Below are 26,969 nucleotides of genomic sequence, written 5' to 3' on the forward strand. Positions count from 1 at the left end.
CGCGCCTTCCGCGAGCCCGGTCAGCCCGAGGGCCACACCCCGGAGGTCCCCCGCCGGTGACAGCCCACGAGGTGGGTGTCGATCATGCCGACCGCCTCCATCAGCGCGTGCGTCGTGGTGGGCCCGACGAAGGCGAAACCGAGCCGTCGCAGCGCCGTCGACAGGGCGGTGGACTCCGGGCTGGTGGTCGGCACCTCCGCCGTGGAACGCGGTTCCGGTGTCCGCTCCGGCTGGAACGACCAGAGGAACGAGTCCAGTCCGCCCTCCGCCCGCAGATTGAGGACGGCGACGGCGTTCGTCCGAGCCGCCTCGATCTTCCGGCGGTTGCGGACGATCGCCGCGTTGGTCATCAGGCGTTCCACGTCCTCGTCGGTGAAGGCGGCGACCTTCTCCGGGACGAAGTCGCAGAACGCCTGCCGGAAGGCGGCGCGCTTGTTCAGGATCGTCAACCAGGACAGCCCGGCCTGGAATCCCTCGAGGGTGATCCGTTCGTACAGCTCCTGCTCCCCGCGTACCGGCAACCCCCACTCGGTGTCGTGGTAGTGCCTGTTCACCGGGTGTGAGGCCGCCCAGACGCAGCGCCGCAGCCCGTCCTCACCGAGTGCGGCCTCCTGCCCGGCCCTGGTGGGGTCCGGTGGGGTGGGTGTGTCCGGCATCGGTGTCGTGCTCCCTCTCGTCTCGTGGGTTCTGGTCGTGCGCCCGCTGCCAGGGCAGCCCCGTCACGCGGGGCGTTGTCGAGGCGCCCACCTCGCGGGCCGCTGTCGGGGTCGGCGGCGCCGGGGAGGGTTCGCGGCACCGCGGGGTGGGGGAGGCGGACGGCCCACCCAGGACCAGGAGGCCACCGGACCCACACGGTGTCGACGTGCGGTCCGCTCCGCCGGGAGACGACCGGGTCGAGGACGCGCTCGTCCCCCCGGTGCGTGCCCATCCGCGCGGCGGCGTCGCGGTGGTCCACCACCACCGCGTCCGGTCGGTAGCGGTCGACGACGGCTGGCGCCGCGGTGGCGGTGAGCGCCTCGCGACCCGGGCCGGCGCGAGCCAGCCGGGAGGCGCGGGCACGGGTCCGCCTCCAGCGTCCTCGGCGGCGCGCGTGTCGCGGTGGGGCCGCCAGTGCCGGCCGAGGCGCACCGACGTCCGACCACCACCGGGGAGCGTCGCCGCGTGGAGCGGCCCCGGGCCCCGGGCCGACTCCCGGCAGGCGGCGACCAGGCGTTGCCGCCTGTGCGGGTCGAGCCAAGCCGGCACCGGCACCGCGCCCGAGGCGAGTTCGCGTCGGGCGGCGGGAAACAGGGCGCGCACCGAACTCCTCCACCAGGTCGTCCCCCGGCCCTGGGGCGGGCCGACGTCGACCGCACAGTAGCCGCGCCGCCCGACAACCCGTCGGGCAGCACCGGCACGGACCGTGATCGCGACGGTGCGGGCGGCGGCCCCAGCGGCGGGGTCCGGGTGCCGCCAGCGGGCGCCACCGGTGCGCCGTCCGTGTCCGTGCCCGTCCCACCAGGGGCGGGGTTCGCGGGTGTACCGGGCGGGGCGTGCTCGGCGACGCGGGCGTTCCGCCGCCGCGGGGCGGCCGCTCCGGTCCGTTCGAGGCGGGACGGTGCCGGCACGCGGTGGTCGGGACGCGGCGTGGCCGGTCCTGCCTCAGACGGCCGTAGCGAGCGCTCGCGAACGACCCGGTGGTCCGCCCCCGGGTGACCAGCCGCTCACCGGTGACTGCCGGGGCCGGACCGGTGAGCACCCGCTCCGACGGGAGAGGGCCGGAGGGAGTCCGCCATCTCCCGCACCAGCTCGCGCCAGGGAGCCGACGGGAACAACGCCCGCACGGCCTCGTGGTTCCTCCGCAGTGCCTCCACCGCGTCCCGGTCACCGGCCCGCGCCCCGGCCATCCACCGGGACAGCGCCGCCGCCGCGCCACGCGGTTCCGCCGGGTCGGCCACGACGCAGGTGACCCGCCCCTGGTAGACGGACTCGAAGGCGTCGTAGTCGGTGACGGCGCAGGGCACGTCGGCGAGCGCGGCCAGCGCCGGCCCCAGCCCCACCGTCTCGACGTCGGGCAGGTTGGGGGTGAACAGCACGGCGCCGCCGGTGGCCCGGCAGATCCTCAGCAGGTCGATCTCGTCCAGCCGCCAACGGTCGTCCTCCCGGTGACTGGTGAGCGGCACGCCGTCGAGGAAGCGAACGGAACCGGTGACGTCGAGGGCGCGGACGTGGTCGAGGACCTCGGCGGCGTAGGGCGGGTCCTCCTCCACGCTCCCGAAGACCAGCAACGCCGGGTCCGGATCGCCCGCGTCCCTCGCCGTGCGCAGCATCTCGGCGAAGACGGAGACGGCGATCTCCACGCCCTTGACCCGGAACAGGCGGACGGGTACCAGGACGACCGGCTGCCGGTCGGTCAGCCCGTTGTCGACGAGGAACTCCCGGTGGCGCGCGTCCAGCTCCGGGGACTCGGGCAGGACCGGGAGCACGTTGGGGGTGACCCGGGGTCGCGATGCCGTGGGGTAGCCGGCGGCCTCCTCGGCGAGGCCCTCGGTGACCACCGCCCACCGGTCGCTCGGGAGCCCTCCCGGCACCGGCGTCAGGCTGTTCGGCGCGGGTGGGTAGAAGCGCGCATCCCCCTCGGGGATGGCGCAGCTGCCGAAGAGGTCGTGGTCCCAGTAGAGGACACCGCCGGGCCTCCCGTCCCGCCAGTAGCGGGCGGCCGCCCGTCGGAGCGCCAGGTTCACCGGCACCGCGTCCGAGAGCGTCAGGTTGACCGCGATCACCCAGTCGATGTCGTGGTCGGACAACCACCTCGTGAAGTGCTCCTCGTAGGGGCGCGCGAGGCGGTCGATCCGCTCGCGCAGCCGTCGGGTCTCGACTTCGGAGAGGGTGGCGGCCCGTGCGACGGCGAGGCGGATCTCCGTCAGCTCCGCCATCAGGCTGGTGCGTTCCTGGTCCACCGGTACGGCGTCGGTGACCGTGAGCCAGTGGGGGTAGCGGGAACCAGCCATGCCCCTCGGGAAGTAGTCGGCCTTGTCCGCCCGCCACGAATAGCCGAGGTCGGCGGCCACCGGGGTGTGCAGCACGCCGTCGTCGACGGCGTGGTCCACGACGTTCCGGAAGACGGTGAGCAGTCCGCTCACCGGGAGGCCGTCACCCGACACCAGACCCCACCGCATCATCGAGCCCACGCACCGCCGTTCCTCGTCAGGGACTCTCCGGCGGCGGCGGCCCCCGAACGTCCTCCCCTCCCGGACCCCGGTCCTCGGTCCGCGTCGTGTTCTCCGGTCGAGCACGACGGATTCGAGGCTAACGCTGGTAAACGACGATGACAATGGCGCTCAGGTGAGCGCATTTCGAGGAGGTGGCGCAGGGAATGCCGATGTCTCACGTGGTCGGTCCCGTTCCTGGCCGGAGCCGCGAGGATTCTCGAGCGAGTCGTGGAATCCGGTTTAGGAGTCCAGGTAGTGCCAGGGAGTGGAGAGGGGAGGCGTGTCGCCAATCGAGACGAGCCGTGAACGACGAGTGGGTGCGGGGGAGCGCGGGTTCCCGGTCCGCGAGCGTGGCGGAAGGTCACGGTGACGGGGTGTCGGGAGCGGGGCGCTGAGGTGAATTCCGTAATACCGTCGGCGCCTCGGATGGTGCTCGGGTCCCTCCCGGCTGCCTCGGCTCATTTCATGACCAGCAGTTCGTTTTCCGCTCGTGCCGGGAGTCGGGCGGCCGCCGCCGTGAGCACGCTCCGTGCCCAGACGCGCTCCGCCTGGTCCAGTCCTCCTCGTCGTACGGCGCCCTGGAGGCGCTGCCACACCCCGGCGTTCGACCACTCCTGGAAGCGGCGGTGGGCGGTGGGTGCGGACACGGAGAAGGACGCCGGGAGGTCGCGCCAGGCGCAGCCGCTGGTCAGGACGAACACGATCGCCGTGAGGACGGCCCGCTCGTTGACCCGGGCCCGCCCGCCGCCCTGTGGCCGAGGTCTCGGGGTGGGCAGCGTCGGTTCGACCAGCTCCCACAGCCAGTCGGGTACCAGGCGTCGGGCCAGGTCTCCTGGTGCGGCCTTGGTGTCACGCACGTTCACGGGCACTCCTGACGTCAGTGGGTGGGCGCGGTGGTGGGGGAGCGTGGCGGGCGGGGCGATCTCGCCGGGTCCAGGCCGGGCGGGGCTGGGGCACCGGGAGGGAGCCGGTGCCGGACGCCGGCGCACGACGGTGTGCGGGCAGGTCGGACCCGCGCGCCGCCGAGACCCGTCGGAGGGTCGACCGGTGGACGCGCGGTACGGCTGATCATGGCCCCGTTCGGGGTAACCGTACGTGGTCGCTGGTCCTGTGGGACAGCCGCCGCCCGGGTGATGGAACGGCGTCAGCGGATCGTGGCTGCCGACGGGTCGCGGACTGGGGATTTGGAGGGTCAGGATGTGAGGGTGCTTCGTATTCTTTGGGTGTCCGCTCGCCGAATGTGGCGGAGAATTCGGGAATAATGGCAGGTGTGGGATGGTGCCAATTGAGATGTCCCCTGCGGTTGGCTAAACGGTGCCGACGTCCGGGGTCGTGATTGTCGACCGAGCAATAACATACCCCCCTGCTCCCCCTAATGGGTGCATTGTTGAAGATTGCGTATAGCCCAATTGTGCAGCCGGTTGCTCGTGTGGGAGTATGCCTGCGCGGAAATGGTTCACATGGTCCGTAACTCGCAGGGAGTAGTAGCGCGCCGAACCAGTGGCAAACGAGTGTTGGTCAGTTTCCTACCTGATCTCCCATGTGACGCGTCGGAGGCTCACGTCTTCGCGCGGTGCTGTGGGGCACCTGGGAGTGATGGCGCCGCGACCGCTGCGCCTCCGGAGTCCTTGCTTCGGAACGCAAGCTCCTTCGACGTCGAAGGCGGTCACCGGCGTTCCGTGTACCCGTTTCGCGTCCTGCCCACAGCGTGTTCGAGGTCCCGGCGCCACTGACCGTGGTCGGCCGCCGGTGCCGGTGACCTTGTCCGGCCGCCCGGCCAACAGCGCGGGCAGCCCACGCCCACTCTTCCCCGGCGCCGTCACGAGGTAACACGGCGCCACGACCCGAGGACTTCACGGTGACGGATTTAGGTAACGCCCCAACCGGCGACAGGATCGCGATCATCGGTATCGGTTGCCGGCTGCCCGGCGGCGCTTCCGACTACCGGACGTTCTGGCAGAACCTCCTGGCCGGCAAGGACTGCATCACCGACACCCCGGCCGACCGGTACGACGTGCGGACGCTCGGCAGCCGCGACAAGGCCAAGCCCGGACGCCTGGTCGGCGGCCGAGGTGGGTACATCGACGGCTTCGACGAGTTCGACCCCGCCTTCTTCGGGATCAGCCCGCGTGAGGCCGAGCACATGGACCCCCAGCAGCGGAAGCTGCTGGAGGTGTCCTGGGAGGCGCTCGAGGACGGCGGGCAACGCCCCGGTGAACTCGCCGGCCGCGACATCGGTGTCTTCGTCGGTGCCTTCACCCTCGACTACAAGATCCTCCAGTTCGCCGACCTCAGCTTCGAGACCCTCGCGGCCCACACCGCGACCGGCACGATGATGACGATGGTGTCGAACCGGATCTCCTACTGCTTCGACTTCCGGGGACCCAGCGTCTCGATCGACACCGCGTGCAGCTCCTCGCTGGTCGCGGTGCACCTGGCCTGCCAGAGCCTGCGCCGGGGTGAGACCGAGCTCGCGCTGGCCGGCGGCACCCTGCTGCACCTCACCCCGCAGTACACCATCGCGGAGACCAAGGGCGGGTTCCTGTCGCCGGACGGCCGGTCCCGCACCTTCGACGCGTCGGCCAACGGCTACGTCCGTGCCGAGGGAGTCGGAGTGGTCGCGCTCAAGCTCCTCGACGAGGCGATCCGGGACGGCGACCCCATCCACGCCGTCATCACAGCCAGCGGTGTCAACCAGGACGGCCGGACCAACGGCATCACGGTCCCCAACCCGGACGCCCAGGTCAGCCTCATCGAACGGGTCTGCGCGGACGCGGGCATCCAACCGGGCGACCTCCAGTACATGGAGGCCCACGGCACCTCCACCCCCGTGGGTGACCCGATCGAGGCCAACGCGCTCGGCCGCGCCCTCGCCGTCGGGCGGGCACCCGGAACGCGCTGCTACGTCGGCTCGGTCAAGACGAACATCGGGCACACGGAGTCCGCCGCCGGGATCGCCGGCCTCATCAAGACGGTGCTGTGCCTGGAGAACCGGACGATCCCGCCGCACATCAACCTGGACCAGGTCAACCCGGCCATCGACCTCGACTCCCTGCCCTACGAGATCCCCACCTCGGTCACCGACTGGCCCGAGCACGAGGGGCCGGCCCGCGCCGGGGTCAACTCCTTCGGCTTCGGCGGCACCAACGCCCACGTCCTGCTCGAGGAGGCACCGGTCCGCGCGTCCGGTGTGGAGCGTTCCACGCCCGGGGAGTTCGGCATCCTGCCCCTGACCGCCCGTGACCCCGAGGCGCTGCCCGAGCTCGCCGCGAACATCCGGGCCGAACTCGCGCGTGACCACGAACCCGTCAGCCTCGCCGACCTCGGCCACACCCTCGCCCGCCGCCGCCAGCACCTGGAGCACCGCCTGTCGGTCGTCTACTCGTCCCGGGAGTCCCTCCAGGACCGCCTCGCCGAGTTCGCCAGGGGCGAGGCGCACCCACACCTGCTCGTCGACCAGTGCCGGGACGCGGGGGACCGCCGGTTGGCCTGGGTGTTCACCGGCATGGGACCGCAGTGGTGGGCGATGGGCCGCCAGCTCTTCGAGTCGGAGCCGGTGTACCGCGAGGCCGTGGAACGGTGTGACGCCGCGCTCCGGCTGTTCGCCGACTGGTCGTTGATCGAGGAGATGAACGCCAGCGAGTCCGACTCCCAGATGGCCGAGACCTGGATGGCGCAGCCGGCGAACTTCGCGGTCCAGGTCGGGTTGGCGGCCCTCTGGAGATCCCGGGGAGTCCACCCCGACGCGATCGTCGGCCACAGCACCGGGGAGATCGCCGCCTTCCACGAGGCCGGCGTCTACACCCTGGAGGACGCGGCGCGGGTCGCCGTGCACCGGTCCCGGCTCCAGCAGAAGCTGGTCGGGACCGGCACGATGCTCGCCGTCAGCCTGGCCGAGGAGGAGGCCGCCCGCCGGGTCGCCCCCTACGGCGACCGGGTCTCGATCGCCGCCGTCAACAGCCCGACCGGGATGACCCTGGCCGGCGACCAGGACGCGCTGGCCGAACTGGCCGGCGCGCTGCGGGACGAGCAGATCTTCGCGAAGTTCCTCACCGTCCGGGTGCCCTACCACAGCGCTCGCATGGACCCGATCAAGGAGGACCTCCTCTCCTCCCTCTCCGAGCTCGACCCGCGCCCTGCCCAGCTCCCGCTCTACCTGACCGGCGAGGAGGGACGGGCTCACGGCACGGAACTCGACGGCGGCTACTGGTGGAAGAACGTCCGCGACAGCGTCCGGTTCCGGGCCGCCGTCGACCGGATGGCCGCCGACGGGTACAGCGTGTTCCTGGAGGTCGGGCCGCACCCGGTCCTCGCCCACTCCATCAGGGAATGCCTCGGCGAGCACGGGGTGGACGGCCGCACGATCCCCTCGATCCGACGGCAGGAGGGCGAGGTCGAGCGGTTCACCCAGTCACTCGCCGCGCTGCACAACCTGGGCGTGGCCATCGACTGGGCGACGATCCACCCCACCGGGTCCACCGTGGCCCTGCCCCGCTACCCCTGGCGGCGCGACCGCTACTGGGTGGAACCGGAACCGGTCCGCCAGATCCGGCTCGGCGAGGTCGACCACCCGCTGCTCGGCCGCCGCACCGGCAACGCCGAGCCGACCTGGGAGGCGCGGCTCGACGTCGAGACCATGCCCTATCTGGACGACCACCGCATCCAGGGCAACGCGTTGTTCCCCGCCGCCGGCTACGTCGAGATGGCGCACCAGGCGGTCCGCGCGCTGACGGGAGGGGCGCGGGCCACCGTCGCGGACGTCGAGCTCCGCAAGGCCCTCTTCCTGCCCGACTCCGAGGTGCGCACCGTCCAGTTCTCCCTCTCCTCCTCCGGCGCCGAGTTCCGGATCGCGACGGTCGCCGACGCCGGAGCGGAACCCACCGTGCACGCCACCGGGGTGGTCCGGGCCGGCCAGCGTCGACGCCTCAGCTCCACCCTGGACGTCGACCTCGTCCGCGACCGGGCGAGCCGGCACCTGGACGCCACGGCGTGCTACACGGGACTGGCCGAGGCCGGCTACCACTACGGCCCTGCCTTCCAGGGCATCGAGGAGGTGTGGATCGGGTCCGGGGAGGCCCTCGCCCGGATCCGGCCGACCCGGGACCTGGGCGCGGACGCCGAGGACCACCATCTGCACCCGGTCCTGCTCGACTCCTGCTTCCAGACGCTGCTCACCCCCTTCGTGCTGGGCGCGGAGGCCGAACGGCTCGACACCGGGATCAGACTGCCCCTCTCCATCGGCGAGGTCCGCGTCGACCCGGTGGGTGACCGTGCGCTGTGGGCGCACGCGCGGCTGGGCGTCGGTGACGGTGACGAGCTCATCGGCGACATCGACCTCTACACCGAGGACGGCACCCCGCTCGGCCGCGTCAGCGACTTCCGGGCCGCCGACGTCGAGAAGGCCTCCACCGCCGTCAGCGTCTCCACGATCGACGGGTGGCTGGCCACCCCCACCTGGGTCGAGGCCCCGTGGGAGCACGACCGGACCGCCGACACCCCAGCGGCGCCGGGGAACTGGCTGATCCTCGCGGACCGGGGTGGGCTGGGCGAGGCCCTGGCCGCCCTGGTCACCGGGCGGGGCGGGCGAGCGCACCTGGTGCGACCCGGGCCGGGTTACACGCTGGGCGCCGAGCGACCGGAGTCGACCGTCGCCCCCGGATCCCGGACCGACCTGCGCGCGTTGCTGGCCGACACCGCCGCCGACGGCGGCTTCGACACCGTCGTCCACCTGTGGAACCTCGACCTGCCCCACCTCGCCGACACCGGCCGGGAGGACCTCGCCGAGCACACCAGCCTCGGTGCCTACACCCTCCTCGCTCTCGCCCAGGCCCTGACGGACGAGGGGGCCTCCGCCCGCCTCCACGTGGTCACCCGGGGCACTCAGGCCGTACGCGCCGACGAGGCCGTCGAGCCGCTGGGCGCGCCTTCCTGGGGCGTGGCACGGGTCCTCTGGTACCAGGAGCTCGTCGACAACCGGGGCAAGCTGGTCGATCTCGACCCGGGCGCCCAGCACACCGGGCCGGACCTCCACGCCGAGGCCGAGGCCCTGCTGCGGGAACTCGCGGTCGACGACGAGCACGAGGTCGCGTTGCGCGGCGACCAGCGGCACACCAACCGGCTCCGCCCGCCCGAGAACCTGACCCGGCCGCTGCCGCCCCGGCTCCGCGCCGACGGCAGCTACCTGGTCACCGGCGCGTTCGGCGCGCTCGGGCGCCTGCTGTGCCGGACCCTGGTCCGCCGGGGGGCGCGCCGGCTCGTCCTCGTGGCCAGGAGGACGCTGCCCGACCGGTCCCGCTGGAGCGAACTGGACCCGTCCACCCGCGAGGCCGAGACCGTCCGGTTCGTGCGCGAGCTGGAGGCGCTGGGCGCCCAGCCGGTCATCGCCCCCGTCGACGTGACGGACGAGGACGCGCTGTCGTCCTGGCTGGTCGAGCACCGCCGGAGCGGCGCCCCGCCCATCCGCGGTGTCTTCCACCTCGCCGGTCACGTCCGGGACACCCTCCTGCCCGAGATGGACCGGGACACCTTCGACGCGGTGCACGACCCCAAGGTCGTGGGCGGCTACCTGCTGCACAAGCACCTGCTCGACGACCCCGTCGAACACTTCGTCCTGTTCGCCTCGATCGCCTCGCTGCTCACCACGGCCGGGCAGAGCAACTACGCGGCCGGCAACGCCTTCCTCGACGCGCTCGCGCACCACCGGCGCGCCCAGGGGCTCCCCGCGCTCAGCGTCGACTGGGGGCCGTGGGCCACGGGCATGATCGAGGAACTCGGCCTGATCGAGCACTACCGGGTCAGCCGGGGGATGAGTTCCCTCGCCCCCGAGGCCGGGATGGCCGTCCTGGAGAGGGTCCTCGGTCTGGACCAGGCCCAGCTGCTGGTCGCCACGGTGGTGGACTGGCCGGTGTTCCTCGCCTGGTACACGACGCCACCGCCCCTGGTCGCCGACCTGGCCGCGTCCGGAGGCGCCGGAGCCACCGCCGGGACCAGCAGCTTCCTCGACGAGTTCCGCGCCGCGGACGAGGAGCTGCGGCGTGATCTGCTCGGTGCCCGCTTCACCGAGATCACCTCCTCGGTGCTGCGGGTGCGCTCCGACCAGGTGGAACCCGACTCGAGCCTGAACACGTTGGGGCTGGACTCGCTGCTGGCGATGGAGTTGCGCACCCGACTGCACACGGAGCTCGGTGTCGCGTTGCCGGTGGTGGCCCTGCTCAGCAGCTCACCGATCGAGGAACTGCTCGACGGCCTGCACACGCAGGTCCGCGACCTCGTCGCCGAGGACGGCGACCAGGGCCCGGATGCCACCGTCATCGAGGTGTACCAGGACGAGGGCGAGTACCCCCTCACGCAGAACCAGAAGGCGCTGTGGTTCCTCAAGCAGCTGCACCCCGACGGTTTCGCCTACAACATCGGCGGTGCCGTGGAGGTCCGCACCGAGCTCGAACCGGAACTCATGTTCGAGGCGGTCCGGGCGCTGATCGACCGGCATCCCAGCCTGCGCACGAACTTCCTGCTGCGGGACGGGCAGGCCGTCCAGCGGGTCTCCCCGCGCGCGGAGGCCGACGTCGCCCTGTTCGACGTGGCCGACACGGCGTGGCCCGAGATCTACCAGATGATCATCGACGAGTACCGCAGGCCCTACGACCTGGAGCGGGATCCGCTGGTCCGGTTCCGCCTGTTCCGCCGAGGGCCGGACCGCTGGCTGATCATGAAGGCCGTCCACCACATCATCTCGGACGCGATCTCCACCTTCACCTTCATCGAGGAGCTCCTCGCCACCTACGAGACGATGCGGGCCACCGGGCGGAGCACGGCCGACCCCGAGCTGCTCGCGGCGGCCGGGTTGGCCCCGGTCGGCGCCCGGTACCTCGACTTCCTGAACTGGCAGAACCGGTTCCTGGCGAGCGCGGACGCGCGCCGGATGCGCGAGTACTGGCTCAACCACCTGCCGGCCGAGGTACCGATCCTGAACCTGCCCACCGACAAGCCCCGGCCACCGGTGCAGACCCACAACGGCGCCTCGGAGTTCTTCACGCTCGACGAGGACCTCACCGCCCGGGTGCACGCACTGGCTCGGGAGCACAACGTCACGGTCTTCGTGGTGCTCATCGCCGCCTACTACCTGCTGCTCCAGCGCCACTCCGGGCAGGACGAGGTGATCGTCGGCAGCCCGGTCACCGGGCGGACCGAGCAGCAGTTCTCCTCCGTCTACGGGTACTTCGTCAACCCGCTGCCGCTGCACGTCGACCTCGGGGGCGAGCCCTCCGTCACCGAACTCCTGGACCGGGTCCGCGGCACGGTCCTCAACGGACTCGACAACCAGGAGTACCCCTTCGTGCTGCTGGTGGACGAGCTCGGTCTCCAGCACGACCCCAGCCGCTCCGCCGTGTTCCAGGCGATGTTCATCCTCCTCGTCCACCGGGTGGCCACCGAGAAGTACGGCTACCGACTCGACTACATCGACCTCCCCGAGGAGGAGGGACAGTTCGACCTCACCCTCTCCGCCTACGAGGACGAGGCCGAGCACCGCTTCCACTGCGTCTTCAAGTACAACACCGACCTCTTCCTCCCCAGGACCATGCGGCGACTGGCGGAGCACTACGTCAACCTGCTGACCGGGCTGACCTCGGCGGCGCCCGCCGAGCCGGTCGACCGGCTGCCGCTGTTGGGTACCGAGGAACGAGCGGAGATCCTCGACGGCTGGAGCGGGGCGAACCGGATCGAGGCGGCCGCCCGCCGCCCGGTCCACGACCTCATCGCCGAGGCGGCGGCCAGGACGCCCGACGCCGTCGCGGTCTCCCTGCCCGTCGAGGACGGCCCCAGCCAGCACCTGCGGTACGGGGAACTGATGCGGAGGGCCGACGAGATCGCCGGCCACCTGCGGGCCAGGGGAGCGCGCCCCGGAGCGGTGGTCGCGCTCTGCCAGGAGAAGTCACCCGAGCTGATCTGCACCGTCCTGGCCGTGCTCCGCACCGGCGCCGCCTACCTGCCCCTCGACCCCGGGTACCCGGCCGAGCGCCTCGACTACATGGTCAGCACGGCCTCCGCCGCGCTGGTCGTCGCCGACCCGCCGGTCCGCGACCGGCTCACCGCGCTGCCCTGCGCGGTGGTCACCCTCGACGAGCTCGCCGCCGACCCCGACCCCGGGTTCGTGCCGGCACCGGTCGACCTCGACTCGCCGGCCTACGTCATCTACACCTCCGGATCCACCGGCAGGCCCAAGGCGGTGCGGGTCAGCCACCGCAACCTCGCCTCGGTCCAGGAGGCCTGGCGCACCGAGTACCGGCTCGACGACGAGGTGCGGGTGCACCTCCAGATGGCCAGCTTCTCCTTCGACGTCTTCACCGGTGACCTCGTCCGCGCCCTCTGCTCCGGCGGAACCCTGGTGCTGGTGGACCGCGACCTGCTGTTCGACACGGCACGTCTGCACCGGACGATCCTCGCCGAGCGGGTGGACTGCGGCGAGTTCGTCCCCGCGGTCGTGCGGACCCTGGCGACCTACTGCGAGAACGAGGGGGAGCGGCTCGACTCCCTCCGCCTGCTGGTCGTCGGTTCCGACGCCTGGAAGGTCGAGGAGTACCAGCGGCTGCGGAACCTGTGCGGGCCCAGCACCCGCCTGGTGAACTCCTACGGGCTGAGCGAGACCACCATCGACAGCGCCTACTTCGAGGGTTCGGTGGACCACCTCGAACCCGGGCAGATGGTCCCGATCGGACGGCCGTTGCCCGGCAGCGAGCTGTACATCCTGGACGAGCGCGGCGAACCGACCCCCGCGGGGGTGCCGGGTGAGCTGTGGATCGGCGGCGAGGGCGTGTCCGACGGCTACGTCGGTGACCCGGAGCAGACCGACGCGCGCTTCGTCACCCGGGTGCTCGGCACGGCACCGGACGCCCCGGCGCTGCGGCTGTACCGCACCGGCGACCTCGCCCGCTGGGACACGGCTGGGGGGGTGGAACTGCTCGGCAGGGTCGACAACCAGGTCAAGGTGCACGGTCACCGCATCGAGACCGGCGAGATCGAGTCCCGGCTCACCTCGTGGGACGGGCTGTCCGAGGCCGTGGTCACCGTGCGCGCGGACGGCCGGGGGGAGAACGTCCTCTGCGCCTACTGCGTCGCCGTGCCCGACGTCGGGTTCGACCGGCGCGAGCTGCGCAGGCACCTCGCCGAGTACCTGCCCACCTTCATGATCCCCACCCACCTCGTCGAGCTGGACGCGCTGCCCCTCACCCCCAACGGGAAGGTCGACATCGCCGCCCTCCCGGCCCCGGACGGCGCCGACGACGAACAGCCCTACGAGCCCCCCACCACCCTGTACGAGGTCAGGATGGCCGCGCACTGGGAAGCACTGCTCGGCGTGGAGCGGGTCGGCCTCCACCACGACTTCTTCGAACTGGGCGGCGGGTCGATCAAGCTGATCGAACTGATCTACCACCTCCAGAACGAGTTCGCGGTCAGCATCCCCGTGAGCCAGCTCTTCCGGGTCACGACCCTGCACGGCATGGCCAGCGCGGTGCAGGACATCGTGACGGGTCGGACCGAGGGAGCGCTGCCCTACCTGCGGTTCAACCCCGACCGGGACGACACCGTCTTCTGCTTCCCACCGGCCGGCGGGCACGGTCTGGTCTACCGGCAGTTCGCGGCCCAGCTCGACGAGTACCGGCTCGTGGCCTTCAACTACCTCACCGGGGACGACAAGGTGGGTCGCTACGCCGACCTGGTCGAGTCCCTGCGGGAGGAGGGCCAGCTGCTCCTCCTGGGGTACTCCCTCGGCGGGAACCTCGCCTACGAGGTGGCCAGGGAACTGGAGGCCCGGGGCCGCGTGGTGCGGGAGGTGGTGATCCTCGACTCGCACCGGCTGACCGAGACCTTCGAACTGGCCGAGGAACACCTGGCGGTCTTCCAGGAGGAGCTCAGCGACCACCTGAGGCGGCACACCGGTTCCGACATCGTGAGCAAGGAGACGATGAGCCAGGCCAGGGACTACCTGGAGTTCTCCAGCCGCACCCCCAACACCGGCACGATCGTCGCCCCGATCACCCTCGTCTCGGACCAGGACCGCGTGGACTCCTACGCGGCCACCGCCCCGGGCAGCTGGTACGGCGGCTCCAGGACCCGCACCACCGTGCTGCGCGGATCGGGCACGCACGCGGAGATGCTCGACCAGGAGCACGCCGAGGCCAACGCCGACCTGCTGCGCGTCCTGCTGGCCGGGGGTGTCGTCGATGCCGCGTGAGAGGCGACCGGTGTGGGAACGCCGCGATCCCGTGCCAGGCGAACCGCCCCGGGTGATCATCATCGGCGCGGGTGTCAGCGGGATGGCGACCGGCTGCTACGGCCAGATGAGTGGCCTGGAGACCCGGATCTTCGAGAAGCACGTCCTGCCGGGCGGTTGTTGCACCGCCTGGGCCCGCGAGGGCTACGTCTTCGACTACTGCATCGAGTGGTTGATCGGAACGGCGCCGGGCAACGACGCCAACCAGGTGTGGCGGGAACTCGGGGCGCTGGACGGCAAGACCATCACCAACTTCGAGATGTTCAACCGGGTCGTCGACGAGGACGGGCGGGAGGTCATCTTCTACAACGACCCGGACCGCCTCGAACGGCACCTCACCGAGCTGTCCCCGGTGGACGCGCCGCTGATCCGGTCCTTCTGCCGGGACCTGCGGCGGTTCACCGAGTTCGAGCTGTACCCCTTCCTCACGCCGCCGCCCCTCCGGACCCTGCGGGAGCGGCTCCGGACCCTGCGCACCGTGCTTCCCCGCTTCCGGCTGTTCTGGCGGACCGCGGCGACGCAGATGCACACCTTCGCCGACCGGTTCCAGGACCCGTTGTTGCGCCGTGCGTTCCGCAACATCTTCTTCCAGGACCCCGAGACGTTCCCGGTGCTGCCGTTCCTGTTCAACATGGCCAGCGCCTACCACCAGAACGCGGGGTTCCCCCAGGGCGGCTCGCTGGGCCTGGCGCGTTCCATCGAGGACCGCTACACCGGTCTGGGCGGGCGGATCGACTACCGGAGCCGGGTGGAGCGCGTCCTGGTCGAGGACGGCCGGGCGGTCGGAGTGGAGCTGAAGGGAGGTGAGCGGCACTACGCCGACCACGTCGTCTCGGCCTGCGACGGGCAGACGACGATCTACCAGCTGCTCGGCGGCGAGTACACCAGCCCCCGGGTCGAGCGCCTCTACGACGAACTGATCGACCGGCCGGGGATCCTGTTCCCCGCGGTGGTGTCGGCCTTCGTCGGGGTGGACGGCGAGTTCGACGCGGCCGACCCGCACAGCTCCACCTATCTGCTCAGCGACCAGGAGGCGGAGCGGCTGCCCGGGGCCCTCCAACCCAGCCTGGTCGTGCAGCTGCGCTCGCACTACTCGGAGGGATTCGCGCCACCGGGCAAGTCGGTCATCCACTGCACCTACTTCAGCGACTTCCACTACTGGGCCGAGCTGCGGAGCACCGACCGGAAGGCCTACTGGGCCAGGAAGCGCGAACTCGCCGACTTCGTGCGCACGGTGCTCGTGGACCGCCTGCCGCACCTGCGGGACCGGATCGAACTCGTGGACATCGCCTCGCCCGCGACGACGCTGCGCTACACCGGGAACCACGTCGGCAGCATCCTCGCGTGGAAGGCGTTCTCCGACGCGGAGGACGTCGCCAACGAGCTGATCGCGAAGGACCGGATGCGACTGCCCGGTCTGGCGAACTTCTGGATGACCGGGCAGTGGGTGGGAATGGGGGGGCTGATCCGGGCCGCCTCCACGGGCCGGTTCGTCACCCAGTACCTCTGCGCCGAGCTGGGGCTGGGGTTCCGGGCCGAGGAGAGCGCCAACGTCGAGCCGTGGCATCCCGACCGCCTCGGTTCCCTGCCCCAACTCGACCAACGGCCCGTGCGGTAGCCAGGCGCCGGTGAACCAAGGAGCCACCACGCATGCCCAGCCCAGAGCACACACGAAAGACGATGATCATCATCGGCGCGGGCCTCGGCGGTCTGTCCACGGGGTGCTACGCGCAGATGAACGGCTACGAGTCCCGGATATTCGAGATGCACGAGATCCCCGGTGGGTGCTGCACCGCCTGGGACCGAGGGAACTACACCCTCGACTGCTGCATCAGCTGGTTGCTCGGCAACGGCCCCGGCAACGAGATGCACCAGATCTGGTTGGAGCTCGGCGCCCTCCAGGGCAAGGAGATGCGCCACTTCGACGTCTTCAACATCGTCCGGGGCCGGGACGGCCGAGCGGTCTACTTCTACTCCGACCCCGACCGGTTGGAGGCCCACCTGCTGGAGCTCTCCCCTGGGGACGCCCGGCTGATCCGGGACTTCTGCCACGGACTGCGCAGGTTCCGCAAGGCCATCAACGTGTACCCGTTCCTGAAACCGGTCGGGTTGATGACGACCTGGCAGAAGTTGCGCATGTTCGCCTCCTTCGCCCCCTACTTCAACACGGTCCGCAAGTCCATCTCCGTGCTGATGTCGGACTACTCGTCGAAGTTCAGGGACCCCCTGCTGCGCGAGGCCTTCAACTTCATCCTCTACGAGCGGCACCCCGCCTTCCCGGTGTTGCCGTTCTACTTCCAGCTCGCCTCCCACGCCAACCAGTCCGCCGGGGTGCCCGAGGGCGGGTCCCTCGGGTTGGCGACCTCCATCGAACAGCGGTACCGCCGGCTGGGTGGCACGGTCAACTACAACGCGAAGGTCGAGGAGATCCTCGTCGAGAACGACACCGCGGTGGGCGTCCGACTCAGCGACGGGCGGGAGGAACGGGCCGACATCGTGGTCTCCGCCGCCGACGGCCACACCACGATGACCAAGTTCCTCAAGGGGCGCTACCTGAACGAGGAGTACCGGCAGCTCTACACCGACACGATCACCAAACCCGGCATGGTCTTCCCCGGGTACTTCACCCTGTTCCTCGGTCTCCGGCGGCCCTTCCCTGAGGGCGACCCGTGCACGACGTACCTGTTGGAGGACGAGGAGGCGAAGGACCTCCTCGGCATCCGCCACGCCAGCATCAACGTGCAGTTCCGGAGCCGGCACTACCCGGAGTTGTCCCCGGAGGAGACCAGCGTCGTCTACGCCACGTACTTCTGCGACATCGAGCCGTGGCGGGAGATCGCGGAGGGGCCGGCGCAACAGGTGCGCGTCCGCCGAGGGGAGGAGCTGCACACCCTCCCGGTCCGCCGGGGGCGCGAGTACCACCAGGCCAAACGCCGGGTTCGGGACGCCATCACCCGCTTCCTGGAGGAGCGGTACCCGGGTCTCACCGAGGCGGTGGCCGTCCGCGACATGTCCACCCCGCTCACCCAGGTCCGGTACACGGGCAACTACGACGGGACGGTCCTCGGGTGGCAGCCGTTCGTGGACAGCGGCGAGACGCTGGAGGAACTGGTGAAGAAGTACGGGCCCGGGCTCCCCGGGCTGCGCAACTTCTACCAGTCCGGGGTGTGGGCGACCACGGGCGGCCTGATCCGCGCTGGAGCGGCGGGACGGCACGTCATGCAGTTCGTGTGCCGGGACGACGGCCGGGAGTTCACCGCGAGCGTCGACGAGTCGGCGCCCCCACCGACCCATGTGGTCATTCCCGTTGGACCGGCGGCCGCGCCCGCCGCGGCGCCGAATACCGAGATCACCATGACAGGGAGTGTGCGTTGAAGGTCGAGAAGTGGGTGGTTCGCGAGCACGTCGAGGGTGTCCCCGACGTCGGACGGGTCTACGAGAAGGTCGTCGAGGAGGTGGACGTCCGCCTCCGGGACCACGAGATGCTGCTGCGGACCCTGTACGTCTCGGTGGACCCCTACCTGCAAGGGATCGCGCTGGACACCCCGGTGGGCAACCACATGGGCGCCGACTCCGTGATGGAGGTCGTGGAGGCCGGGCCCCGCGCACCGCACCGGGTGGGGGACCTGGTGCAGGGGTTCGGGGGCTGGCGCAGCCACCTCGTCAGTGACGGTGCGGCCGAGCTGTGGCAGACCGGGACGTTCCCGATGGTGTTCCCCGACTACCGGCGGCTGGACCCAGCCTGGTATGACGAGACCCTTCCGCTGTCCACCGCCCTGGGCGTGCTCGGCGGGCCGGGCATGACGGCCTGGGGGATCATGAACAGGTTCATGACCGTCTCACCGGGCCAGACCATGGTCGTCAGCGGTGCCTCGGGGTCCGTCGGATCGCTGGTGGGGCAGCTCGCGAAGCGGGCCGGAGCCCGGGTGGTGGGCACGACGAGTTCGCCCGAGAAGACCGACTACCTGCGGGAGCTCGGGTTCGACGAGGTGGTCCACTACAGCCAGGGCGATGACGCCGAGTCGGTGCGCGCCGCCCTGGCGGCGGCGGCGCCCGACGGGGTCGACCGGTACGTGGACTGCCTCGGCGGCAACGTCACCGACGCGGTCTTCGACCAGCTGAACGTCTACAGCCAGGTCGCGGTGTGCTGGCAGTGGGCGGCGCAGATCGCCAACGAGCACGTGGGACCCCGTCTTCTGCCGTACATCATGTTCCCCCGCACCACCATCCGAGGGATCTTCTCGTTGGAATGGTTCACCGACGAGAACTGGGCCGCGCTGCACGAGGAACTGGGCGGGCTGGTGCGCCGGGGCGAGATCACCTACCACCAGACCGTCCGGCACGGTTTCGACGAGATCCCCGCCGCCTACCGGAGCCTCTACGTCGACCGGGACGTGAACCGGGGCAAGGTCCTCGTCGAGCTCTGAACCGGCGCCGGGGCCCGGCTCGCCTGGTCCGGGCGCCGGCCGGTCGTGCCCGTTCGGGCGGGCCTCGGCCGTCGCGGGGTGACCAGGATCTCGGGGCGGCTGGTCCTGGACTCGTCCCGGGGGCGCGACCGGCCTGAGCCTGGCGGGCCGTGCGTCCCGCCCCCACTCGGCGGGAGCCGCCGAGTGGGGGATCGTCCTCGGTCGAGATCCCGACCGGCGGTGTGGGCGCGGCGGGACCCGGCGGATCCTCGTGGCGTCGTGCGGCAGGGCGTCCGGTTCCGCGTCGTTCGGGACCGCGCGTTGGCCGGGCGGCCCGGCCAACGCGGCCGCCCTTCCGGCATCCGCGAGTCGGCGACGCCGGAGGCCCGGAGCTTCCTTCTTCCTTGTGCTCGCCGTCGCTTCAGTGCCAACCGAATTCAAGCTTCGAGCGCTCCCGCGAAGCCGATGCCACCCCCACGCGCTCAGCCACCCTCCGGCGCCCTCCCGCAGCGGCTCCCCGTCCCGGCGGCAGCTCCCACCCGCCCCTCGTCGGGCGCTGCGGAGAGGAGGAGGAACCCGCAGCATGGATGCCGAACCCTGGACCCCGGGATGCCGGAACGAGGTGCGGTGATGAGGCTTGACCTGACCGGCCGGACCGCGCTGGTCACGGGCTCCACGCAGGGGATCGGGGCCGCGATCGCCGTGGGCCTGGCCCAGGCCGGGGCGCGGGTCGCGGTCAACGGGCGGCGACCCGGCACGGTGGCCGAGGCGGCGGACCGGGTCCGAACCGAGGTACCCGGTGCCGACGTGGTGCCCGCTCCCGCTGACGTGACCACCCCCGAGGGAGCGGCCGCGCTCACCGAACTGCTGCCCGAGGTGGACATCCTCGTCAACAACCTCGGCGTCTTCGGAGCCCAGCCGGCTCTGGAGATCAGTGACGCCGAGTGGCGCGGGTACTTCGACACCAACGTGCTGAGCGGCGTGAGGCTCACCCGGTCCTGTCTGCCGGGGATGATGCGGCGGGGGTGGGGGCGGGTGCTCCACGTCGCCAGTGATTCGGCCATCGTGATCCCCGAGGAGATGATCCACTACGGCGTGTCCAAGACCGCCCTGCTCGGGGTGGCGCGGGGTTTCGCCAAGGCGGCCGCCGGCAGCGGAGTCACGGTGAACTCGGTGATCGCCGGTCCCACGCGCACTCGGGGCGTCGAGGAACTCGTGCGGCAACTGGTGGGCCCGGACGTCCCCTGGGAGCAGGCCCAGCGCGCCTTCATGCGGGACCACCGGCCCCAGTCCCTGTTGCGCAGGCTGATCGAACCGGCGGAGATCGCGAACATGGTCGTCTACCTGAGTTCGCCGCTGGCGAGCGCGACGACGGGAGCCGCGGTGCGGGTGGACGGCGGCTACGTGGACTCGATCGTCCCCTGAACGGCGGTCGACCGGGGGGCGGGGCGGCTCATCGGGACACCGGTTCCACAGGGGTGGCCCGAACCGGCCGCTCCCGAGGACGCCGTCACCGCGCCGAGCGGGTCGCGGCGAGGAGATCCGCCGCCGGCCCGAACAGGCGACGCCCCCGGGGCCACACGGCGCGCAGCGCGCGCCGGAGGTCGAGATCGGCCACGGCCACCTGGACGAGGCGCCCGTCCGCCAGATCGGCCCGGACCGCCAGCTCGCTGATCACGGCGGGGCCGGCTCCCGCCACCACCGCCCCACGTACCGCCGTCGCGGAACCGAGTTCCACCAGCGCGGTCGCGGCCGGAACACCCGCCCGGCGCAGCTCGTGGTCGAGGGTCTCCCGCGTGCCGGACCCGTGCTCCCGCAGCACCAGAGGGGTGGCGGACAGTTCGGCCACGGCGAGCGGTTCGGGCCGATCCGCCCAGTCGTGCCCAGGGGTGACGACGACGACCAGTCGGTCCTGCGCGACGACGCGGGTGGCGAGACCAGGCGGGGTTCTCGGCGTCTCGACGAAGCCCAGGTCGACCTCGCCGGCATGGACCGTCTCGATGACCTGCTCACTGTTGATGACCTGCAGACCGACGTAGAGCTGAGGGCGGTGTCGGCGGAGTTCACCGATCCACGCGGGGACCAGGTGCTCGGCCAGGGTCATGCTCGCCGCGACCCGTAACTCCGCGTCCCGTTTGGCGCGCAGGGCGTCGGCGCCGGTGGCCAGCGCCGCCATCTCGTCGAGCACCCGTCGTGACCACCCCGCCACCAGCACGCCGTCCGGTGTCAGGGTGGAGCCCCGCCGCGTCCGGTCGACCAGGACCAGACCGAGGAGCCGTTCCAGCGCGGAGAGCCGCTTGCTCGCCGAGGGCTGTGCGACGCCGAGTTCGGTCGCGGCGCGTCCGAGGCTGCCCAGTTCCGCGATGAGCACCAGCAGGCGGAGGGAGTCGGGGTCGGGCAGGCGGGTCATGCCCACAGGGTATGAGTAGGCAGCCAGCTGATCACTACCGCGCCGTGCCGGTGGCGCTGAGGATCGGAGGTGTGAGTTCCGACCAGCGGTTGTCCCGTGAGTCCGGTCGAGGTGGCCGCCAGCTCGTGCCTGGTCTGCTGCTGGCGGTGGTTGGGGTCCTGGTGGCCTTCGGCTTCCACCTGGTGCTGCCGGCGGTGGGTGTGCTCACGGCCGCGGTCGTCCTGGGCGTGTTGGTGCGCAACGCCGGGTTGGTGCCGGTTTCCGCCGGACCAGGCCTCACGGTGGCCGCCAAGCGGGTGCTGCGGGTGGGTGTGGTGCTGTTGGGGCTCCAGCTCGCGCTGCCCGAGGTCCTGCGGCTGGGCGCCGGGACCCTGCTGGCCGTCGTGGTCACCGTCACCGTCGGGTTCCTCGGTACCGTCGCGCTCGCGCGGCTGCTCGGGGTGGGGCGAGGTCTGGGGCTGCTGGTGGCCACCGGCTTCTCCATCTGCGGAGCGTCGGCGATCGCGGCGGTGGAGGGGGTGGTGCGGCGGGAGGACGAGGAGGTCGCCACGGCGGTGGCCCTGGTGACCCTGTACGGGAGTCTGGCGATCCTGGCCGTGCCGTTGCTGGGGCCGCCCCTGGGGCTGTCGGGTGTGGAACTGGGCGCCTGGGCAGGTCTGGGGGTGCACGAGGTGGCGCAGGTGGTGGCGGCGGCGTCCCCCGCTGGAGCGGCCGCCGTCACGACCGCGACACTGGTCAAGCTGAGTCGCGTGGTCCTGTTGGCTCCGGTGGTCGCCGCCGTCGGACTCGTCGAGCGCCGGCGGGAACCGGCTGGGTCGAGCGGGCGCGCTCCGTTGGTGCCGCCCTTCGTGCTGGCCTTCCTGGTCATGGTGGGGTTGCGGGCGGCCGGGGTGGTCCCGGACGCCCTGCTGGAGCTGGCCGAGGGGCTGACGACGTTGCTCCTGGCCGCCGCCCTGTTCGCCCTGGGCACCGGGGTGCGTGTCCGGGCGCTCGTGCGGGCGGGCGGCCGCGCGGTGGTTCTCGGATTCCTGTCGACCCTGCTCATCGCCGGCACCGCCTACCTGATGGTCAGGTTCGTCGTCTGATTCCCGATGGCACGAAACCCGGCCGGTGAATGGCGGCCCCGATGGCTCCTGGTGGTCGGCAGCGGAGATAAGACGGCGCCTCCGCCCGCGTTCCGAATCCTTGTTCATATACTCCGAACGGAGCATTGGGACAAGTTTCCCTCCTGGGATAACACGGAGGAAACACTGTTAATTCTTACGCGTTGGGTTCGGTTGTGTTCAGCGGTGGTGAACGAAGGGGTTAGTACTGGTGTATGTCCTGGTTGGAGGGGTGCTCGACATTTCGGTTAGGAAGTTGTCCAGGGCCGTTCCCGCTGCGTTGTCCGGACCAGGGGGAAGTGCGCCATCGGGTGGACAGCAAACGTTTGGTAGCGGATTGTCGTGAATGAATCACTGGGTTGGACTAGTGTCAGGATGTTGAATGGGGCGCTACTGTCTCCCTGTTCGCGGATGTGGTTGGAGTGAAATTCTCCCCGCCTGCTCCCCGGGATTGTTCGAGTCGGTGACGACGTCGTTCCCGGTGGTGTGCCCACATTCCCCGTGAATCACGAAAACGTTCATCCTCGGCAGTGAGGGACCATGCCAGTGAGAACGAAGGACGAACTGCGCGCACGTGTGGAGGCCGACGCGGCCTCGCTCGCCGACGCGTCGGCCGACGAAGTGCTCGAGTGGACCGCGAACACGTTCGGCGAACGGTGGATCGTCGCGTCGAACATGCAGGACGCCGTCCTGGTCGACCTGGCCGTCCGGCACCGCCCCACCGTCGATGTCCTGTTCCTCGACACCGGTTACCACTTCCCGGAGACGATCGGGACGCGCGACGCCGTCGCCGCCGTCTACCCCGGCATCCGCCTCGTGAACGCGGTGCCGGCCCGGACCGTGGCCGAACAGGACGCCGAGCTCGGCCCCGCCCTGCACGACCGCGACCCGGACCGCTGTTGCGCGCTGCGCAAGGTCGCGCCGCTACGCGCGGTCCTGTCGGGCTACGAGGCCTGGGTGACCGGAATGCGTCGGGTGGACGCGACCACGCGGTCCGCCATCCCCGTCGTCTCCTGGGACCAGGGCAACGGCCTGGTCAAGGTCAACCCCATCGCGGCGTGGTCGGACGACCAGTTCGAGGACTACGTCGACCGGTACGGCGTGCTGAGGAATCCACTGGTGGGGGAGGGCTACCCCTCCATCGGGTGCGCGCCGTGCACGGCCCGCCCGGCGCCGGGGGCGGACCCGCGCAGTGGCCGTTGGTCCGGCAGAGGAAAGACCGAGTGCGGTCTCCACACGTGAGGAGTCGAGATGACCATCCACGCGACAACCCCCGCGGGTGGGGGTGCGGCCGAGTCCCGGACGGCACCCGCTCCGCGCGCGCTCGAGTCGGAGGCGATCCACGTCTTCCGGGAGGTCGCGGGTGAGTTCGACCGGCCGGTGATCCTGTTCTCCGGTGGGAAGGACTCCACGCTGCTCGTCTGGTTGGCGATCAAGGCGTTCTGGCCGGCGCCGGTGCCCTTCCCGCTGCTGCACGTCGACACCGGGCACAACTTCCCCGAGGTCCTGGAGTTCCGGGACCGCCTGGTCGCCGAGCACGGCCTGCGGCTGGTCGTCGCCGAGGTCGAGCACTGGCTGGCCGACGGCCGACTGGTCGAACGCCCCGACGGCACCCGCAACCCGCTCCAGACGGTGCCGTTGCTGGACAGCATCGCCGAGCACCGGTTCGACGCGGTCTTCGGCGGGGGCCGCCGGGACGAGGAGCGGGCCAGGGCGAAGGAGCGGGTCTTCAGCCTGCGCAACTCCTTCGGCCAGTGGGAGCCCCGCCGGCAGCGCCCGGAGTTGTGGAACCTGTACAACGGTCGCCACCAGCCCGGGGAGCACGTCCGGGTGTTCCCGCTGTCGAACTGGACCGAACTCGACGTCTGGGCCTACATCGCGCGGGAGGGCGTGCCGCTGCCCTCGCTGTACTTCGCCCACGAGCGGGAGGTGTTCGCCCGCGACGGGATGTTGCTGACCAGTGGGCCGTGGGGTGGGCCTCGGGACGGTGAGGCCGTCCGCCGCGCCACGGTCCGCTACCGCACCGTCGGTGACGGTTCCTGCACGGGGGCGGTGGAGTCCACCGCCTCGACGGTGGACGAGGTGATCGACGAGGTCGCGGCCAGCCGGTTGACCGAGCGCGGGGCGACCCGCGCCGACGACCGGCTCTCCGAGGCCGCCATGGAGGACCGCAAGAAGGAGGGGTACTTCTGATGGGCCAACTTCTCAGGCTGGCGACGGCGGGAAGCGTGGACGACGGCAAGTCCACCCTCGTCGGGAGGTTGCTCTACGACACCAAGTCGGTGCTGGCTGACCAGCTCGACGCGGTGCACCGGGCGAGCGTGGACCGGGGCCTGGCGACGCCGGACCTGTCCCTGCTGGTCGACGGGCTGCGCTCCGAGCGGGAGCAGGGCATCACCATCGACGTCGCCTACCGCTACTTCGCCACGCCCCGCCGGTCCTTCGTCCTGGCCGACACCCCCGGTCACGTGCAGTACACCCGCAACACCGTGACCGGTGCGTCCACGGCCCAGCTGGCGGTCCTGCTGGTGGACACCCGCAAGGGGGTCGTGGAACAGACGCGTCGGCACGCCGCCGTCCTGGCCCTGCTCGGCGTGCCCCGGCTGGTGCTGGCGGTGAACAAGATCGACCTGGTCGACTACCACGAGCAGACGTTCGCGCTGATCGCCAAGGATTTCACCGCGCACGCGGCCGCCCTGGGGTACCAGGACGCCGACGTGCTGAGCGTTCCGGTGTCGGCGCTGGTCGGTGACAATGTCGTCGACCGCTCCGACCGCACCCCGTGGTACCAGGGGCCCACGTTGTTGGAGCACCTGGAGACGGTTCCCGCCGAGGAGGAGCGGCCGAACGCGCCGTTCAGGTTCCCCGTCCAGTACGTGATCCGGCCACGGACCCCCGAGCACCCGGACTACCGGGGTTACGCGGGCCAGGTGGCGGCCGGTTCGGTGGCCGCCGGCGACGAGGTCCTGGTCCTCCCGGGCGGCCAGCGGTGCAGGGTGGACCGGGTCCACACCGCGGACGGGGACGTTCCCCGCGCGGTGGCCGGCGAGTCGGTGACGGTGTTGTTGTCCGAGGATGTCGACATCGCTCGTGGCGACCTGTTCGTCGCCGTCGACCGGCCGCCCCGCCTGACCGACGAACTCGACGCGACGGTGTGCTGGCTCGCCGACCAGCCGTTGCGCCCGGGCGCGAGAGTGTTGGTCAAGCACGGTACCCGGACGGTGCACGCCCTGGTGGCCGATCTGCTCGCCCGGTTCGACGAGCAGCGGCTGGAGAGCACGGCCGATCCGGATTCGGTCCGCCTGAACGAGATCGCCCGGGTCCGTGTCCGGACCGCGCGTCCGCTCGCCGTGGACGACTACCGCGCATGCCGGCGCACGGGCGCCTTCCTGGTCATGGACCCCGTCGACGGGTCGACCCTGGCGGCGGGGCTGGTGGGGAGCCCGTTGCCGCTGCCCGGCCACGCACGGCCGGCGGGACGGGGTGAGCCGGTCGACGGCGTCGGGTCGTCATGAACCGGGTCCCGGTCGGCTGGTGGCGGGCGTGGGGCGTGCTCCTGCTGGTGACGGCGGTGGCGTGTGGCGCGTGTGCTCGGGCGGCCTCCACCCCGTCCTCGGTGGGGGACGAGGGCCCGGCGGCGGAGTTGCGGATCGGTTACTTCCCGAACGTCACGCACGCTCCCGCGTTGCTCGGCGTCGGCGGTGGCTTCCTCGAACGCGAGCTGGGCCGCACCGAGTTGGTCCCGCAGACCTTCAATGCCGGGCCTGGTCTGGTCAACGCCCTGCTGGGTGGGTCGGTGGACCTGGCGTTCCTCGGTTCCGGTCCGGCGATCAACGCCTACGCCAAGTCCGAGGGAGAGGTCCGGTTGGTGGCCGGCGCGGTGTCGGGCGGTGCGCGACTGGTGGTGCGGGAGGGCATCGACACCGCGGTCGAGCTGCGGGGGCGGACCCTGGCGGTCCCCCAGGTGGTCGGGACGCAGGACATCGCGCTCCGCAAGTGGCTGGGCTCGGAGGGGTTGGGGGTGGGTGACGGAGCGGGGGAGGTGCGGATCGCCCAGCTGGCCAATCCGCAGACGTTGGACGCGTTCCGCGAGGGGCGGATCGACGGCGGATGGCTGCCGGAGCCGTGGGCGTCCCGACTGGTGGTGACGGGTGGGGCGAGGGTGTTGGTCGACGAGCGGGACCTGTGGCCGGGGGGACGTTTCCCCAGCACGGTGGTCGTGGTGCGGGACGAGTTCGCCCGGCGCCACCCGGACACCGTGGTCGCTGCCCTGCGGGGTGTGCTCGCCGCCATCGAGTGGGCCGGGACCAGGCCAGGGGAGGCGCTCACGCTGCTCCAGGACACGGTTGCCGCGCTCACCGGCGGTGAACTGCCCGAGGTGGTGGTGGCCGAGGCCCTGGAGGCCGTCGAGATGACGGTCGACCCGCTGCCCGAGCTCCTGCCGGAACTCGCGGCCGACTCCGTCGCGGCCGGTGTCCTCCGGGACGACGTCGACCTCGACGGGTTCGTCGACCTGACCCTGGTGGAGCGGGCGGCGGCGGGGCCGGCGGCCACGTCCTCCGTCGGTACCGACGGAGGTGGCTGACC

Annotated in this window: 13 protein-coding genes and 1 pseudogene; 10 read left to right on the plus strand and 4 right to left on the minus strand. The window is 71.4% G+C overall.

Going from position 1 to position 26,969, the window contains the following annotated elements; all coding sequences use genetic code 11:
- Nucleotides 1–20 precede the first annotated feature (20 nt).
- The 3 genes and pseudogenes from C1701_RS22755 to C1701_RS22770 all read right to left on the minus strand — a co-directional run.
- The gene (locus C1701_RS22755) at nucleotides 21–656 is read right to left on the minus strand and encodes a DNA-3-methyladenine glycosylase I (RefSeq protein WP_026419770.1); all 636 of its coding nucleotides are present in this window, start codon (nucleotides 654–656) and stop codon (nucleotides 21–23) included.
- Nucleotides 657–1,703: 1,047 nt separating this feature from the next.
- Nucleotides 1,704–3,170, minus strand: coding sequence for a hypothetical protein (locus C1701_RS22765; RefSeq protein ID WP_051314191.1), 1,467 nt, complete (start codon nucleotides 3,168–3,170; stop codon nucleotides 1,704–1,706).
- A gap of 521 nt (nucleotides 3,171–3,691) precedes the next feature.
- Nucleotides 3,692–4,048 (minus strand): annotated as a pseudogene (locus tag C1701_RS22770) (transposase); the annotation flags it as partial.
- A 1,001-nt stretch (nucleotides 4,049–5,049) separates the two neighbouring features.
- On the opposite strand from C1701_RS22770, the gene C1701_RS22775 reads away from it, so the two are divergent.
- From C1701_RS22775 to C1701_RS22795, 5 genes are all read left to right on the plus strand, one after another.
- Nucleotides 5,050–14,424 (plus strand): non-ribosomal peptide synthetase/type I polyketide synthase, encoded by a 9,375-nt coding sequence (locus C1701_RS22775; RefSeq protein WP_103056565.1) that lies wholly within the window; start codon nucleotides 5,050–5,052, stop codon nucleotides 14,422–14,424.
- Nucleotides 14,414–16,081, plus strand: a complete 1,668-nt coding sequence (locus C1701_RS22780; RefSeq protein WP_026419766.1) for a phytoene desaturase family protein — start codon at nucleotides 14,414–14,416, stop codon at nucleotides 16,079–16,081. Before C1701_RS22775 ends, C1701_RS22780 begins: the two co-directional genes overlap by 11 nt.
- Nucleotides 16,082–16,113: 32 nt before the next feature.
- Nucleotides 16,114–17,838, plus strand: coding sequence for a phytoene desaturase family protein (locus C1701_RS22785; RefSeq protein ID WP_030105330.1), 1,725 nt, complete (start codon nucleotides 16,114–16,116; stop codon nucleotides 17,836–17,838).
- The gene (locus C1701_RS22790; protein ID WP_026419764.1) at nucleotides 17,835–18,890 is read left to right on the plus strand and encodes an MDR family NADP-dependent oxidoreductase; all 1,056 of its coding nucleotides are present in this window, start codon (nucleotides 17,835–17,837) and stop codon (nucleotides 18,888–18,890) included. The genes C1701_RS22785 and C1701_RS22790 overlap by 4 nt, the downstream gene beginning before the upstream one ends.
- A gap of 609 nt (nucleotides 18,891–19,499) precedes the next feature.
- Complete coding sequence (locus C1701_RS22795; protein ID WP_103057153.1) at nucleotides 19,500–20,294, plus strand: SDR family NAD(P)-dependent oxidoreductase; 795 nt, start codon at nucleotides 19,500–19,502, stop codon at nucleotides 20,292–20,294.
- 85 nt (nucleotides 20,295–20,379) lie between these two features.
- Here the strand turns inward: C1701_RS22795 and C1701_RS22800 are convergent, their stop codons facing one another.
- The gene (locus C1701_RS22800) at nucleotides 20,380–21,279 is read right to left on the minus strand and encodes a LysR family transcriptional regulator (protein WP_026419762.1); all 900 of its coding nucleotides are present in this window, start codon (nucleotides 21,277–21,279) and stop codon (nucleotides 20,380–20,382) included.
- Nucleotides 21,280–21,368: 89 nt separating this feature from the next.
- Here C1701_RS22800 and C1701_RS22805 point away from each other — a divergent pair, with 89 nt between their 5' ends.
- The 5 genes from C1701_RS22805 (at nucleotide 21,369) to C1701_RS22825 (ending at nucleotide 26,967) form a co-directional block, all read left to right on the plus strand.
- Nucleotides 21,369–22,364 carry a YeiH family protein gene (locus C1701_RS22805; protein WP_372493003.1) on the plus strand — a complete coding sequence of 332 codons (996 nt, stop codon included), beginning with the start codon at nucleotides 21,369–21,371 and terminating at the stop codon, nucleotides 22,362–22,364.
- 558 nt (nucleotides 22,365–22,922) lie between these two features.
- Complete coding sequence (locus C1701_RS22810) at nucleotides 22,923–23,624, plus strand: phosphoadenylyl-sulfate reductase (RefSeq protein WP_035292695.1); 702 nt, start codon at nucleotides 22,923–22,925, stop codon at nucleotides 23,622–23,624.
- A gap of 9 nt (nucleotides 23,625–23,633) precedes the next feature.
- Nucleotides 23,634–24,575: a sulfate adenylyltransferase subunit CysD gene (cysD, locus tag C1701_RS22815; protein WP_103056567.1), complete on the plus strand. Its 942-nt coding sequence runs from the start codon at nucleotides 23,634–23,636 to the stop codon at nucleotides 24,573–24,575.
- Nucleotides 24,575–25,897 carry a sulfate adenylyltransferase subunit 1 gene (locus C1701_RS22820; protein WP_103056568.1) on the plus strand — a complete coding sequence of 441 codons (1,323 nt, stop codon included), beginning with the start codon at nucleotides 24,575–24,577 and terminating at the stop codon, nucleotides 25,895–25,897. Before cysD ends, C1701_RS22820 begins: the two co-directional genes overlap by 1 nt.
- Nucleotides 25,894–26,967 carry an ABC transporter substrate-binding protein gene (locus C1701_RS22825; protein ID WP_103056569.1) on the plus strand — a complete coding sequence of 358 codons (1,074 nt, stop codon included), beginning with the start codon at nucleotides 25,894–25,896 and terminating at the stop codon, nucleotides 26,965–26,967. Before C1701_RS22820 ends, C1701_RS22825 begins: the two co-directional genes overlap by 4 nt.
- The last annotated feature ends 2 nt before the right edge of the window (nucleotides 26,968–26,969 follow it).

The organism is Actinoalloteichus sp. AHMU CJ021 (assembly GCF_002895405.1).
Lineage (GTDB): Bacteria > Actinomycetota > Actinomycetes > Mycobacteriales > Pseudonocardiaceae > Actinoalloteichus_B > Actinoalloteichus_B caeruleus.

Coding starts and splice junctions, on each gene's coding strand:
- C1701_RS22755 (WP_026419770.1), bottom strand. CDS start 656: ATGCCGGACACACCCACCCCACCGGACCCCACCAGGGCCGGGCAGGAG.
- C1701_RS22780 (WP_026419766.1), top strand. CDS start 14,414: ATGCCGCGTGAGAGGCGACCGGTGTGGGAACGCCGCGATCCCGTGCCA.
- C1701_RS22785 (WP_030105330.1), top strand. CDS start 16,114: ATGCCCAGCCCAGAGCACACACGAAAGACGATGATCATCATCGGCGCG.
- C1701_RS22795 (WP_103057153.1), top strand. CDS start 19,500: ATGAGGCTTGACCTGACCGGCCGGACCGCGCTGGTCACGGGCTCCACG.
- C1701_RS22800 (WP_026419762.1), bottom strand. CDS start 21,279: ATGACCCGCCTGCCCGACCCCGACTCCCTCCGCCTGCTGGTGCTCATC.
- C1701_RS22810 (WP_035292695.1), top strand. CDS start 22,923: ATGCCAGTGAGAACGAAGGACGAACTGCGCGCACGTGTGGAGGCCGAC.
- cysD (WP_103056567.1), top strand. CDS start 23,634: ATGACCATCCACGCGACAACCCCCGCGGGTGGGGGTGCGGCCGAGTCC.
- C1701_RS22820 (WP_103056568.1), top strand. CDS start 24,575: ATGGGCCAACTTCTCAGGCTGGCGACGGCGGGAAGCGTGGACGACGGC.
- C1701_RS22825 (WP_103056569.1), top strand. CDS start 25,894: ATGAACCGGGTCCCGGTCGGCTGGTGGCGGGCGTGGGGCGTGCTCCTG.